Below are 14967 nucleotides of genomic sequence, written 5' to 3'. Positions count from 1 at the left end.
CTTGACAGAAATATGCCCGAACGGCACGAAATTCATACCGCGGCAACAATCATACTCACTACTCACAGAAGCGGCGACAACAGATGCAGCAGCGATTCCGCCGTTTTCTGTTTGGCTGGCCGACGCGAGAACTCTCCAGCATCGACAGCAACGCTGTCACTCAGATCAGTCATGAAATCTTTCGTCAATCGACCTACGGGATCCGCCCCTTCGATTAAAGCCAGCAGCTCGTAATTGGTGTACAAGCTGCGCATATCCAGGTTCGCTGAGCCGATGGACGCGAGCCGCCCGTCAATAATCAAAACTTTGGCATGAATAAAGCCTTTGCCGTATCTGTACACCCGAACACCGGCATCAAGCATGTCCTGGACGTACGAGAGCGTAGCCAGCAATACGAGCTTGGAATCGCTGATTCCGGGAATAATCATTTTGACGTCTACTCCGCTTCTAGCGGCGATTCTCAAGCTTGCTGCAATGGACGGATCCGGAATGAAATATGGCGTAACCGCGTAAATCGTTTCCTTTGCTTCCGACATCGCCGCAAACAGAGCTTCCGAAATAACGGCATCGTGAATACCGGGCTTGCCAGGCACCAATACGATCCTGTCATTCCATTCGGCCTCCGGAGCAGGAACTTCATCCCTTGACGTGCTTCCTGCATCCACCCTTATGTTTTCCCCCGTCGCCCTTAACCAATTCTCTTGAAATATGGTCTGCAATTGACGGACGCATTCTCCCTCAAGCTTGAGATGCGTGTCTCGCCAAAACCCAAGCCGGGGATCCAAACCCAAATATTCATCGCCGATATTAATGCCGCCCATAAAGCCGACGGAATTGTCGATAACTACGATTTTGCGGTGATTGCGAAAATTCAACCGTTTCTTCAGCAAAAACTCGCGGGGCGGAGAGAAACAAGCCGACTGTGCGCCGGAACTATGGAGTTTCTGCAGAAAATGTTCAGAGAGATGCAGACTCCCGATTCCGTCATACAACAACTTCACATCAACGCCTTCTCGTGCCTTGCTCGTTAAAGCTTCCAGAAATCTGCTGCCGATCCCGTCACACCTGACCGTGTAATAATCCAGATGGATGGAGCTGCAGGCATGCTCTATTGCATTAAGTATGGTTTGAAATGTCGTTTCGCCATCCTGAAGCACTGTAGCCCGATTGCGATTTGTCGCCGGATAAGGAAGATGCTGCTCCATAAACGAATGAAATCGATTCATGCCGGCGCTTTTTCCAATTTTAGAAGCAGCGTGACACTCCGACTTCAATGCCGTTAAGGGTTTGACTCTCTTCAACCTTCGGCCAAGCAGCCAATAAGCTGCAAAACCTAAGTATGGACAAACCAAACATAAAAAAATCCATGCCGCAAGATGACTCTGTCTTCGATGTTCCAGCCATGTTATCGCGCCGATCTGGGCAATGTAGATGATGAGTGCTGCAATGGCCAGCATAAGCCAAACATACACGCGGCTCCCCTCTTTCTCTCGCTCTGCCGTAACGTTTAGTGTGCCTCCGGAAGCGAGATTTATGTGAGAGAGGATAACTTTGCAGGCATGTTTTATAGCTTCCGGGAATAAATAGTCATAGAACGTTCTGCAAAATGATTACGACGGCCGGAAGGAGTAAACCAGTGACAAGAACGCGGAAGCCAGCATGGTCTTTTGTTGTGATGCGCGGCCCGGACAAGACGGTAAGACAGTTCAAGGTATCCAAACGATCAGTCGTAGCAGCGCCAATGGCCGCAGCCCTTGCCGTGGCAGGTACGGTCGCGGGCTTGCAGTTGAAGGCGGCGTACGAGCTGAGACAATTGGAGTCCGAGCTATCTGATCAGTCTGCCGCATTCACTCAAACGATTGCCGGAATGGATGCCGTCATCGCCGGGAAGGATGAAGCGATCGTCACCTTGCAGCAAGAGATTTTGAAATTGTCGCGACAAACAGAAGATATGAAAATAAAGATGCAAGAGCTGGGCGAGCTCGAAGAGAAGCTGAAGCTTTTCATGGAGAAATACGGCGGCTCTGTGCCGAACACAGCTTCTCCTACAGCCTCTGGCAGCAGTAAAACAAGCGCGTCGGGGAAGGATGCCGCCTCATTCCTCCCTTCGTTTTCCGCTTATTCTTCACTTTCAGACAAAGTTGCGCGATCGCCCATCAGATATCCCGTCATAGGAAATTTAGACGGAATCGTTCACCTTGCCAAGAACACCTCCATCGACCTCAAAGCTCTAAGCCGCATGGTCGACGCCATGGAAGAGTCCATGGCGCATACTTTGAAGCAGGCTCAGAATAGACGCATGACAGTAGATGCCTATCCATCTTCCTGGCCCACCCGTTCCAAGCAATTGACGTCCGGCTTCGGATACCGCCGCGATCCGTTTACCGGCCATGCGACTTTCCATGCCGGGATCGACATTGACGGCAAATCCGGCGATACCGTCTTTAGCGCTGCGGAAGGGACCGTATCGGAGACGGGATACGACTCGCAATACGGCAACTACATTATCATCGATCATCTGGGTCATCTCCAGACCGCTTATATGCATCTTCTGGCCATTGACGCGCGTGAGGGCGATACAGTCGTGCGAGGGGAGAAAATCGGACAGCTTGGCTCAAGCGGCAGAAGTACGGGGCCTCACCTGCATTTTCAGATTATGCAGCGAAGCGAGCCAGTGAATCCGCTCAAGTACCTAGCCTCCCGTACGTAACCGTGAGCAGCGGATTCAGGCAGCTTCCATCAATGACGAATGCCGAGGAGGTAATACTTATGTTTAAGGAGAACAAGCGTGTCGTCGCTACGGATACGTTAATCGGACAAGGAACGATCGTCGAAGGCAAGTTGATCAGCGAAGCCAATCTCAGAATCGAGGGCGAATATCGTGGTGATATCGAATGCAAGGGCGATATCATCATCGGGGAGTGCGGAATCGTTCGCTCCAATATTGAAGCTAGAGATATTACGCTTGCGGGAAAGCTCTACGGCGATATCGTGACCAAAGGCCGCCTGATCATTACGGGCACCGGCCAACTGAGCGGAAGCGTTGCGGCACATGCGTTAATTATTCAGGAGGGCGGCCAACTGAGCGGACAGTGCCGAATGGAGCAGCCAGCCGAATCCAAACCACGCTCGGGCGCGTCAGAATCCTCCGAAGCAGCCAATGCCAAAAAAGATGAGCCCAAAAACAGCGAATCGCACGCCAAGTCCCGCCAAGCGGGCTAATTCATAGCGGGATACTAAAAGCCGTCTCTCGGCGGGTTCGATGAAGCGAACTCGTTGAGGACGGCTTTTTCATTGGTTCCCGGATTAATGTTTTTTACGCGGCCACGTCCCGCTTGTTAAACACGTACCAGGTCAACGCGATAAAAATGATATAGTACACGGCTAGTACCGCAAGGGAGAATCCTAACGTCATCCCTTCCCTCATAGAGAAATCACCCAAATATTGCGTAAGATTCAAGTGGATAAAGAGGATGTAGTCGACCCACTTATAGTCCAGCAACGCCAACAATTGCATAAAGTTATTGACGACGAGCAGAAGGAACAATGCCATGCCGATGGCAAGACCGCTGCTGCGGAATATGGTCGACAACATAAAGGACAACGTCACCGTCACGATCGAAGTAATTAACGTAAGTCCGTAATACTTCAGCAAGTACACGAATGGCGAGTCATCGCTTCCCATCGGCAGAATGCCTCCACCGGCATTCGCCGAATCGTTGCCAATACCGAACATGACCCAATTGACAAGCAATGTGCTGCCGAATAACACGATAGCAAGCGTGACCGCGAACAACATGACCGCTATGTATTTCGATAACAATATTTTGGAGCGCGACCATGGCCTGATAAGCAGAAGTTTGATGGTGCCGGATGTAAATTCCTCGGCCACTGCCCCCGCTGCAACTACAACCGTAAAGATCGTGACCAGGAAGAACAGAATGGAGGACTCCATGAACGCGACTTCCCACATCGATGTTGACGACCGCTCGCCGAAGGCCAACCACAGGGCGGATATAATGATCGTTAAGCCGATCAGGATGCCGAACATAACGTAGGTTCGTACGCGCAAATAAATTTTCATGTTTTCATTGCGAATCAATCCGCCGAAATCACCCAATTTTTTCGCCTCCAGTCACTTCCAAGAATTGATCCTCGAGCGACTTCACGTCCTCTCGAATGCCGTAGACCCGAATACCCGCTTGAACCAATGCGGCGTTAGCGGTAGCAATGCCGTCCCTGTCTCCATAGATGATGACGACACCGGAATCCGCTTCTTGAGCCTTCTCCGCCAATTCGGCACTCTGTCCCGCTGTCTGAAGCGCCTGAACGGCTTCAGCCGGCCGGTCTACCTGGAACAATACGCGGCGCGCGCTAAGCGCTTGCTCCCCATCCTGAAGCGAACGTACATCGATCAGCCTGCCGTTTTGAATAATGGCGACCCGGTCGCACATGAGCTCCATCTCGGACAGCAAGTGGCTCGATACAAACACGGCGATGCCTTCGTCCTTGGCTAGCTTGCGCAAATAATCGCGAAGCTCTCTTATGCCGGCAGGATCAAGACCGTTCGTCGGTTCATCCAATATTAGCAGCTTAGGCCTGTGCAGCATCGCTTGCGCAACGCCCAAACGCTGCCGCATGCCAAGCGAATACGTCTTCACCTTGTCGTGAATGCGAGCTTCGAGGCCAACCAGCGCCACTACTTCCCTGACCCGGTGCTCCGTTACGCCCGGCATCATCCTGGCATAATGGACCAGGTTCTGATACCCCGTCAAATATTTGTACATCTCCGGGTTTTCTACGATCGCTCCTACATGTTTAATGGCTCCCTCGAATTCCTTCTCGATGCTTTTGCCGTCGATCAGAATTTCGCCAGACGTAAGCGACATTAGCCCCACCATCATGCGGATCGTTGTTGTTTTACCTGCGCCGTTCGGCCCCAGGAAGCCGAATACTTCGCCGCGCGGCAGGTCCAGCGTCAAGTTGTCGATAATCGTACGTGTTCCAATGCGCTTCGTTACGCCCCGCATCTGGACAATGGTTTCCATCACCGTTATTCGTCCTCCTCTTCATCGCAATCTTGTTTCAATAGTTAGCTTGTTCCAACCATTCCAGTATATACGAAGCAGAAAACGTTTGGTAGCGCCCCCCTTTATCCAAGCGGGTACAAAAAAACTCGCGGTCAGGTAAATACCCGCCGCGAGCTCCATTCTCTTATTTGCCGCCGGTACGAGCAAGCTCTCGTTTGTTCGCTTCGAAGGCTGCCATGAGAGCTTCTCCGCCTTGAAGACCGGAATCTTCGGCTTTTTGAATTTGCTGAAGCATACGTTTGTAGTCTTTCGGAATAACCTTAACGAACTTCTCGAGGGAAGCTTCCCAATCTCCCAGCACCTTCTCGCCGATTGCGCTGCTAGTGTAGCGTACATGGTTCTCGATCAAGCCGCGAAGTTCCGCGACATCCTGATTTTCCTCCACACGCTCCAGCAGCACCATCTCAACGTTGCAGTTGCTAAAAAATTCGCTTTTGTCGTCATACACATAGGCTACGCCGCCAGACATGCCGGCGCCGAAGTTGCGGCCCGTGCCGCCTAAAATGACGACTCGACCGCCCGTCATATATTCGCAGCCGTGGTCGCCCACGCCTTCGACAACAACGTCAGCTCCGCTGTTCCGTACCGCGAAGCGTTCGCCTGCAATGCCGCGGATATACGCTTGACCACCCGTCGAGCCATACAATGCGGTATTGCCCGTTACGACGTTATCTTCTGCCGCAAATGTCGCTTTCGGCGATGGAGCCACAATGATCTTCCCTCCAGAGAGACCTTTGCCAAAGTAGTCGTTCGTGTCGCCTTCAACCGAAAGCGTAATGCCTTTCGGAACGAATGCGCCGAAGCTCTGTCCGGCCGTACCAACGAAGTGGTACCAGATCGTATCTTCCGGCAATCCCTTCGCTCCGTAACGCCTTGTGACCTCGGAGCCCAAAATCGTACCAACGACACGGTTCGTATTAAGAATCGGGAACGTGCCGCGTACAAGCTCGCCGTTCTCCAGCGCCGGCGCAGCGTTCGGAACGAGCTTCTGCATATCAAGCGACAGCTCGAGACCGTGGTTCTGTTCCTGAACATTGTAACGGAACGCCCCTTCCGGGATATCCGCTTCGTACAGGATGCCCGACAAGTCAAGACCCTTCGCCTTGTAGTGTTCAAGCAGTTGCTTCGTCTCCAGGCGGTCTACGCGGCCGACCATCTCCTGGATGGTGCGGAAGCCAAGCTCGGCCATGATCTCGCGCAGTTCCTCCGCGATGAAACGCAGATAATTGACGACATGGGACGGATCGCCCATGAACTTCGCGCGAAGCTCCGGATTTTGTGTCGCCACGCCTACCGGACAAGTATCCAGTTGACAGACGCGCATCATGATGCAGCCCAATACGATAAGCGGAGCTGTGGAGAAGCCGTATTCCTCGGCGCCCAACAGCACGGCAATCGCAACGTCGCGCCCGTTCATCATCTTGCCGTCGGTCTCGATGACGACGCGGTCGCGCAGCTTGTTCAGCATAAGCGTCTGATGCGTCTCGGCGAGGCCAAGTTCCCACGGAAGACCAGCATGCCGGATGGAACCCATTGGCGAAGCGCCCGTGCCTCCATCATAACCGCTGACCATGATTACGTCCGCGCGGCCCTTGGCAACTCCTGCCGCAATCGTACCGACTCCGACTTCGGATACGAGCTTGACGTTGATGCGGGCACGCGGATTCGCGTTCTTAAGGTCGTGGATCAGCTCGGCGAGATCCTCGATGGAGTAGATATCGTGATGCGGCGGTGGCGAGATGAGGCCTACGCCTGGCGTAGAGCCGCGAACCTCGGCTACCCAAGGATATACCTTAAGGCCGGGCAGCTGCCCGCCTTCGCCAGGCTTCGCGCCTTGCGCCATCTTGATCTGAATCTCGTCCGCGTTAACCAGATAGTTGCTCGTTACGCCGAAACGACCGGAAGCGACCTGCTTGATGGCGCTGCGACGGGAATCGCCGTTGGCGTCCTTTACGAAACGTGCGGGATCTTCGCCGCCTTCGCCCGTATTGGACTTGCCGCCCAGACGGTTCATCGCGATGGCGAGACTCTCGTGCGCTTCTTTGCTGATGGAACCGAACGACATCGCGCCCGTCTTGAACCGTTTAACGATGGACTCTACGGATTCGACTTCCTCAAGCGGCACGGGCTTGCCGTCCTTCCTGAATTCCAGAAGCGAGCGAAGCGTCAGATGTTTTTTGTTCTCGCCTTGGACAAGCGCCGAGAACTTCTTGTAGAGCTTGTAGTCGTTCGCGCGGGATGCCATCTGCAGCGTGTGGATCGTCTGAGGCGTAAAGAGATGATCCTCGCCGTCCTTGCGCCATTGATAGTCGCCGCCGGAATCCAGTTCCTTCTCGGAGCCTTCCTGTTCCGCGAACGCGCGGTTATGATGTTTGAGCGTCTCTTCCGCGATGACATCGAGGCCGATGCCTCCGATGCGGGAAGGCGTCCAGGTGAAGTACTCGTTAATGACGTCCTCGCGCAGGCCAAGCGCTTCGAAGATCTGGGCGCCGCGGTACGACTGGATCGTCGAGATGCCCATCTTGGACAATACTTTAACAACGCCTTTGGTCGCGGCTTTAATGAAGTTCTTTACCGCTTTCTCATGCGATACGCTTCTCAACATGCCTTGACGGATCATATCGTCCAGCGATTCGAACGCCAGATACGGGTTCACGACATTAACGCCGTAGCCCAGCAGCAGAGCGAAGTGATGCACTTCGCGAGGCTCGCCGGATTCCAGCAAAATCGCAACCTTCGTACGGGTGCCTTGGCGGATCAAGTGATGATGCAACCCCGATACGGCAAGCAGCGCCGGGATAGCCGCATTCTCCTTGTCGACGCCGCGGTCGGACAAAATAAGGACATTATGGCCTTTGTCGATGACGCGATCCGCCGCTTCGCACAACGTATTCATCGCGGAACGAAGGCCCACTTCTCCCTCGCTGGCGGTAAAGAAGATCGGAAGCGTGATCGACTTGAAGCCAGGGCGGCGCACATGGCGCAGCTTGGCGAATTGCTCGTTGGACAAAATCGGAGTGTCCAGCTTGATATGACGGCAGCTCTCCGGCTCCGGATTCAGCAGGTTGCGCTCCGGTCCGATCGTCGTGCTCGTCGAAGTGATGATCTCTTCGCGGATGGCGTCGATCGGCGGGTTCGTGACTTGCGCGAACAGCTGCTTGAAGTAGTTATACAGGCGCTGCGGACGTTCCGACAGTACAGCCAGCGGAGCGTCATAACCCATGGAAGCGATCGGCTCCTGGCCGCTGCCCGCCATCGGCTCCAGCACTTTGCGAATATCCTCGAACGTATAGCCGAATGCCTGTTGACGTTGCTGGACCGTATCATGGCTCGGTTCCGGAACCTCGGGCGCTTCCGGCAGATCGTCCAAGCCCACAAGATGCTCATCCAGCCATTCGCGATAGGGATGCTCCGCCACGATGGATGCCTTGACTTCTTCGTCGGAAATAATTCGGCCTTGCTCCGTGTCGACAAGCAGCATCCGGCCCGGGCGCAAGCGATCCTTGTAAAGGATATCCTCCGCCGGAATTTCGACGACTCCGGCTTCGGAGCCCAAAATGATATGGTCGTCCTTCGTTACGTAATAACGCGCAGGACGAAGACCGTTGCGGTCGAGTACGGCGCCGATTTGCGTGCCATCCGTGAAACCCATCGCCGCCGGCCCGTCCCAGGGCTCCATAAGCGTGCTGTGGTATTCGTAGAACGCCTTGCGGTCAGGGTCCATGCTGTCGTTGCCGGACCAAGGCTCCGGCACCATCATCATCGCGACATGCGGCAGCGAGCGGCCGGACAGATGCAGAAATTCCAGCGTATTGTCGAACATGGCCGTGTCGGATCCGTCCGGGTTGATGATTGGTTTGATCTTCTCCAGATCGTCGCCGAACAGCTCGCTCGCGAACAGCGTTTGGCGGGCATGCATCCAGTTGACGTTGCCGCGAAGCGTATTGATCTCGCCGTTGTGGATGAGGTAATGGAACGGATGCGCCCGCTCCCAGCTCGGAAATGTATTCGTACTAAAACGGGAATGCACTAAAGCCATGGCGGAAACAACCGATTCGTCATTTAATTCTTTGTAGAACGAACGGACCTGCTCCGTTGTCAACATCCCTTTGTATACGATCTTCTTGGAAGAGAGGCTGGAGAAATAGAACATGTTGCCCCCGTCCTTGCCCGCATAACGGATCGCGAGCTCAGCCCGCTTACGGATCACGTAGAGCTTGCGCTCGAAAGCAAGCGTCTCGGAGAGAGAAGCATTTTTGCCGATGAACAGTTGACGGACAAACGGCTTGACGGCCAGCGCGGATTCGCCCAGCTTTTCGTCATTTGTAGGAACCGTGCGCCATCCGATCAACGTCTGGCCTTCCTCGGCGATAATGCCTTCCACTTCTCTCTCGATAGCGGCGCGTTCCGTCTCGTCATGCGGCATAAAGATCATGCCGACGGCATATTCGCCTTCCGCAGGAAGCGCGACGCCCTGCTTCTCAAGCTCGGCGGAGAAGAATGCATGCGGGATTTGAAGCAGGATGCCCGCTCCGTCCCCCGTGTTCGGTTCGCTTCCCTGACCTCCGCGATGCTCCATGTTCTCGAGCAGATGCAGCGCCTGGCGAATGACCCTATGCGATTTGACCCCTTTGATGCTGGCTACGAAGCCCATTCCGCATGCGTCTTTCTCGAATTGCGGGTCATATAATCCTTGCTTAGGCGGCAATCCCAAAGTACTTTCTTTCATTGTAGTCTGCAACCTCTCTATCAGAAGATTTTTGGATAAGCGTATAATGGAGAGAAAAAACGCGGTTCGATCACTTATTAGCTTCATTTTTGGCTTGGATTATCATAGAATGGTAGGGGACGAGGCTCAACCGCCTGCTCCTTTCCATCCGGTTGCCATATACCGTTACTAAGCGATTATTCTATGATTTTAACATCAGGGCAAATGGGAAGCAATTTAATAATTCTATTAGTACAAAGAAGTTATCAGTTAGTGCAAGTTCAAAAAAAGTCAGGTTTTCAGACCTTTTGAACAAGCTCAGTCAGGACGGCTTTCGTCGAATTCCATTTTATCAAAAGGACGTGGACAGATTGTATAGTAAATTCAGGAACAAGCTCAAAATGACCGCGCTTGGCGCGGCATCGGCAGCCTTGCTGGTGCAGGCGGGTTCGGCGTTCGCCGCTCCGGCATCGGCAGGAAGCGCAGCTTCGTACGACATCGTCGTGCTCGGGGATTCCATCGCCGCAGGATACCAGGCGGGCTTCACGGAGCAGTCCGTGCCTTACGGCTTTGCCGAGCATGTTTTCGAACAGGCGCTGTTTCAAGGCTTGCGGGCCGAGTATGTCAATTACGGCGTTTTGGGTCTGAGGACGGAGGGATTGGCCAATTGGCTGGAAGCCGCTATCGCGGGAGAGAAAGTAACGGAAGCGGATGTGCAGGCGGGTTTGAGCGACAAGGACCCTAGGGTCAAACAGATGTTAGCCGAAATGACCGACACGCTTGCCGGGGATATTCGGGATGCCGAGACGGTGCTGATCTCGATTGGCGGGAACGATTTTCTTGGTTTTGTTAACGAGCTTGGCTTAACGACGAACGTCGATGCGCTTTCGGCAGGAGACAAAACCGCGTTGCAGGACAAGCTGGATGCGCTCATCAATAATTACACGACACTACTGGATGACATCCTCGGCATGATCGGCGAGCTGCAGCCGAAAGCAGAGGTCGTTATCGCGAACCAATATTTGCCCCTCCCCGTTCTTAAGCTGCCGAATGGAGAAACGACTTACCCCAAGGTGGCAAAGTCCGCAGCTTTGTTCCTGAAGGACGGACAATCCACTCTGAACGCGCGGTTAGGCGAAGTGGTCAAAGCTCACGGGAACAAGGGGCTTTCCATTAAAATAAGCGATGCCGCGGCAGTGATCGAAAAAAGCATTCTTACACTGACGTCAATTAGCGATGGCGACATCCATCCCAAAGCGGCTGGTTATGCCGCGCTCGGCAAGGCTTATTCCGAGCAGCTGTGGGGCGAATACAAGACGGTGCTCCCCCGCGCTGCCGGCGTCCCGATATCGGTCGTCGTAAACGGCGAGGAAATCGTCTCGAAATACGCTCCGGTTATCCAAAAAGGACGGACCTATCTTGCGGTCCGCGACATTACGGACGCCATGGGAGCCGAGCTCAAGTGGGACGCCGCTACAGCGACCGCAACCGTATCGCTGGATGGACGCACAGTCGATATTACGGTCGGCGCCGCGACAATCCGCGTAAACGGGGAAACCGTTCCGCTAAATGCCGAACCCGCCTATCTGCAGCAATTCCCGGGCGAGAAGAAAACGTATCTCCCGCTCGCCGCGCTGTCCGAAGGACTCGGCTTCCAGGTCGAATACCGCCACGAACAGAAAATCGCATTTATTAATAATTGAAAATAAAAGTTCAAAAGTTCGCTTTTCAGTACCAAGAAGATTGAATGAAACTAGAAACTGAGGAGCGGAGCGTAGTGGAAGCTACGTGAGCACCGGAAGGTTCGGTTGAATTCAATATTCGACGTCGAATACTCTACTTGGCATACTTCGTAATGGGAAGCGGACTTTTGAACAATCATTAAAGCTTGTAATCCTTTTCGAGCTGCCGGATCGATTCCAGCGCCTTGGCCGTCCAGCGATTAAGACGGTCAAGGCTTTGGATCGACTGCGCTACCGCCGCTTTCAACGATTCGGTATAATCCGGCACCTCGCCGGAGAACGGCTCGAGATCGCGAAGCAGGACCTTTGTTTTCTCCGTATAACTTAGAGCGCGGCGCTCGTGAAACATGGCGACGTCGGGATTAAACGGCTGGTGCAGATCTCCCTGATCGGGATGCTCCAATACCGCCAGTACCTTAACCAGCGCTCGCGGTCCGTCCAACTCCAACAGCTCGGCCGCGTAACGCCCGGATCTAACCTCCGCCTTTATGATATCTCCAATCCGATATTCCTTTGCTTCTTTGTTCATCATCATGTTCTCCCCACTCCTTTCACCTTGTATGGTAAAATAACTTGTATTTTTAAACAAGCTTTATATACATGCTTGTATTAACCTGACACCAGAAGTAATATGGAAATAGAAAAGTGGGTGAGGATATGCGCAAGAAGAGAGTGCTTCTGCTTTCGGAAGGCTTTGGGTCAGGCCATACGCAAGCAGCATACGCGCTCGCTGTTGGGCTAAAACAGCTATGCCCTAGCATCTCCGCCAGGGTAATCGAATTAGGGAAATTTTTAAATCCCGTCATAGGGCCATGGATCGTTTCCGCCTATCGCAAGACGGTAAGCAGCCAGCCCAAGATGGTTGGGCTCATGTATCGCAGCAATTACAAGAAGCCGACGAACCGCTTCGCTCAGCTTGCTCTGCATCGCATGTTTTATACGCAGACCTCGCAAGTCATCGCACAGTTGAAGCCCGACTTGATTATATGCACCCATCCCGTGCCGAACACTGTCGTAGCTAGACTTAAGCGCTTAGGGCTCGACATGCCGCTATATACGCTCATTACGGATTACGATGCCCACGGCTCCTGGGTCAACAGGGAAGTGAACCAGTACCTCGTATCCACTTCCCAAGTGAAGCAAAGGTTGATCGAGAAAGGGGTCGAGCCGGAGCGTGTCAACGTAACGGGAATACCCGTGCACCCGAGCTTTTGGAAGCAGCATGACCGAGCGGAGGTCAGACGCGAATTCGACCTGCGCGACATGCCGACCGTACTGATCATGGGCGGAGGCTGGGGAATTCTTTACGAAGACAACGCCCTCTCCTATATGACCAAGTGGCGCGAAACGACACAGCTTATTTTCTGCGTCGGCTCCAACGAGAAGATGAAGGAGAAAATGCTTGCGGACCCTATGTTCCAGCATCCCAACATCCGGATTACGGGCTTCACCCGCGAAGTGAGCAAGCTGATGGACGCAGCCGATCTGCTGGTCACCAAGCCGGGAGGCATGACATGCACCGAAGGAATGAGCAAGGCGCTGCCGATGCTGTTCTACGAGCCGATCCCGGGACAGGAAGAGGAAAACTGCGAATATTTCATTAATAACGGATTCGGCGAAATGCTGGACTCCAACGATACCGTCGACAGATGGTTCAAGCTGATCCACGACCGCGAGCAATCCAGCCGCTTCCGCAAGCTTCTGATCGAGAAGCGCGATGAACAATACGATGCTATAAAATGTCCCAATGCCGTTCTGCAACAGATGCAGTAACGGCATTATTTTTCCATAAGCAAGGGCAGATTAAGATGCAAGAGACCAATTCGACGAGGAGTTGATGGAACATGCACACGCCAATGACTGACGGGAAAACCATTATACTAAGACTGGAAATCGATACGGACGTCGCGCAGTTCGGCAAAGCCGCTACCGCGATCGAGCAAGTCAACGGCGACATCGTCGCAATCGACGTCATACATACCGACAGGAACAAAAGCGTGCGCGACCTCACCGTAAAAATAACGGAGCAAGGCGCATCCGAACGGCTGACGGAGGCTCTTCAGCATGTAAAAGGAGTACGCTTGCTCCATGTCTCCGACCGTACGTTCCTGCTTCATCTGGGCGGCAAAATAACGATACAGCCCAAGACGCCGATTCAGAACCGCGACGATCTGTCCCGCGTCTATACGCCGGATGTTGCCCGCGTGTGCGAAGCGATCCGGCAGGAGCCTGCCAAGGCGCATACGCTAACGATAAAGCGCAATACGGTAGCCGTCGTCTCCGACGGGAGCGCCGTTCTGGGGCTGGGCAATATCGGTCCCTACGCGGCTATGCCGGTCATGGAAGGCAAGGCGATGCTGTTCAAGCAGTTCGCCGATGTGGATGCCTTTCCCATCTGCCTTGACACGCAGGATACGGAAGCTGTCATCGCCGCGGTCAAGGCGCTTGCCCCGGCTTTTGGCGGCATTAATCTGGAGGATATCTCCGCTCCGCGCTGCTTTGAGATTGAACAGAGGCTGCGCGATGAGCTGGATATTCCGGTCTTTCACGACGATCAGCACGGCACCGCCGTTGTCTTGTACGCGGGACTGCTGAATGCGCTCAAGCTGACAGGCCGCTCGTTGTCCGAAGCAAGGATCGTTGTCTGCGGCATCGGCGCGGCGGGCACCGCCTGCACAAAGATGCTCCTGGCCGGCGGCGCCCGTCATGTCGTCGGGGTTGACCGGGCTGGCATTTTGAATGCGGACGAGCAATATGACAACGCGACATGGCAATGGTACGCGGAAAACACCAATGCCGAACGCTGCAAAGGCGGTCTCGCAGAAGCGCTTGAGGGAGCGGATGTGTTTATCGGCGTCTCCGCAGGCAAGCTTTTGAGCAGGGAGCATATTTTGAGCATGGCGCCGGAGCCTATCGTCTTTGCTATGGCCAATCCGGAGCCCGAGATCAGACCGGAGCTAGTCGAAGATATCGTTGGCGTATTCGCGACGGGCAGATCGGATTATCCAAACCAGATCAACAACGTGCTTTGCTTTCCCGGCATCTTCCGCGGAGCGCTGGACAGCCGCTCGACGGTCATCAACGAAGAGATGAAGCTTGCTGCAGCGGAAGCGATTGCCTCCGTCATCGGCGAAGACGAGCTTAACCGGCTATATATCATTCCGAGCGTATTCAACAACAAGGTCGTCGAAGAGGTTCGCCGCCGGGTAAGCGCAGCGGCCCGGAAGAGCGGCGTCTCGCGACGCAATCTCCGCGATTAGCTCGCCGAGCTCGGCGCGTAGTTGGGCTGCCATTCACCCTTACGGGCGAATGGCAGCTCCTAAAGCATACGGTCTCCCGTCCGATCTAACGGACAAACAAGTCGCTATTCTTCGATTTCTGAAGGTTTCTAAAATCTGTAGAGTAAAGGGCTGGGACTACCAGCCCC

At 54.0% G+C, this 14967-nt stretch carries 10 protein-coding genes; 5 read left to right on the top strand and 5 right to left on the bottom strand.

The annotated features are described in order from the left end of the window. Window positions 1-62: 62 nt before the first annotated feature. Window positions 63-1472, bottom strand: a complete 1410-nt coding sequence (gene cls, locus B1748_RS24055; RefSeq protein WP_087570497.1) for a cardiolipin synthase — start codon at window positions 1470-1472, stop codon at window positions 63-65. A 164-nt stretch (window positions 1473-1636) separates the two neighbouring features. Between cls and B1748_RS24050 the strand changes: the two genes are divergently transcribed. Both B1748_RS24050 and B1748_RS24045 read left to right on the top strand, forming a co-directional pair. Then, window positions 1637-2710 (top strand): peptidoglycan DD-metalloendopeptidase family protein, encoded by a 1074-nt coding sequence (locus tag B1748_RS24050; protein WP_179215796.1) that lies wholly within the window; start codon window positions 1637-1639, stop codon window positions 2708-2710. Window positions 2711-2769: 59 nt separating this feature from the next. Then, window positions 2770-3222 (top strand): bactofilin family protein, encoded by a 453-nt coding sequence (locus B1748_RS24045; RefSeq protein WP_087570495.1) that lies wholly within the window; start codon window positions 2770-2772, stop codon window positions 3220-3222. A 94-nt stretch (window positions 3223-3316) separates the two neighbouring features. On the opposite strand, the gene B1748_RS24040 is transcribed toward B1748_RS24045, so the two are convergent. The 3 genes from B1748_RS24040 to gltB form a co-directional block, all read right to left on the bottom strand. Continuing rightward, window positions 3317-4120 (bottom strand): ABC transporter permease, encoded by an 804-nt coding sequence (locus B1748_RS24040; RefSeq protein WP_087570494.1) that lies wholly within the window; start codon window positions 4118-4120, stop codon window positions 3317-3319. After that, entirely contained in the window at window positions 4113-5048 is a 936-nt protein-coding gene (locus tag B1748_RS24035) for an ABC transporter ATP-binding protein (RefSeq protein ID WP_087570493.1), read from the bottom strand. Before B1748_RS24035 ends, B1748_RS24040 begins: the two co-directional genes overlap by 8 nt. Before the next feature lie 166 nt (window positions 5049-5214). Next, window positions 5215-9819 (bottom strand): glutamate synthase large subunit, encoded by a 4605-nt coding sequence (gene gltB, locus B1748_RS24030; protein WP_087570492.1) that lies wholly within the window; start codon window positions 9817-9819, stop codon window positions 5215-5217. A gap of 350 nt (window positions 9820-10169) precedes the next feature. On the opposite strand from gltB, the gene B1748_RS24025 reads away from it, so the two are divergent. Then, window positions 10170-11501 (top strand): SGNH/GDSL hydrolase family protein, encoded by a 1332-nt coding sequence (locus tag B1748_RS24025; protein ID WP_143810374.1) that lies wholly within the window; start codon window positions 10170-10172, stop codon window positions 11499-11501. A gap of 178 nt (window positions 11502-11679) precedes the next feature. On the opposite strand, the gene kapB is transcribed toward B1748_RS24025, so the two are convergent. Beyond that, complete coding sequence (gene kapB, locus B1748_RS24020) at window positions 11680-12075, bottom strand: kinase-associated lipoprotein B (RefSeq protein ID WP_256975896.1); 396 nt, start codon at window positions 12073-12075, stop codon at window positions 11680-11682. Window positions 12076-12197: 122 nt separating this feature from the next. On the opposite strand from kapB, the gene B1748_RS24015 reads away from it, so the two are divergent. Then, window positions 12198-13313, top strand: a complete 1116-nt coding sequence (locus tag B1748_RS24015) for an MGDG synthase family glycosyltransferase (RefSeq protein WP_087570490.1) — start codon at window positions 12198-12200, stop codon at window positions 13311-13313. A gap of 71 nt (window positions 13314-13384) precedes the next feature. Then, the gene (locus B1748_RS24010) at window positions 13385-14800 is read left to right on the top strand and encodes an NAD-dependent malic enzyme (RefSeq protein ID WP_087570489.1); all 1416 of its coding nucleotides are present in this window, start codon (window positions 13385-13387) and stop codon (window positions 14798-14800) included. Window positions 14801-14967: the final 167 nt, after the last annotated feature.

The sequence above is a fragment of the Paenibacillus sp. MY03 genome (genome assembly GCF_002165585.1).
Classification (GTDB): Bacteria; Bacillota; Bacilli; order Paenibacillales; family Paenibacillaceae; genus Pristimantibacillus; species Pristimantibacillus agaridevorans.
Note: the sequence above shows the minus strand (reverse complement) of the source record. Positions and strands in the feature narration are given on the sequence as shown.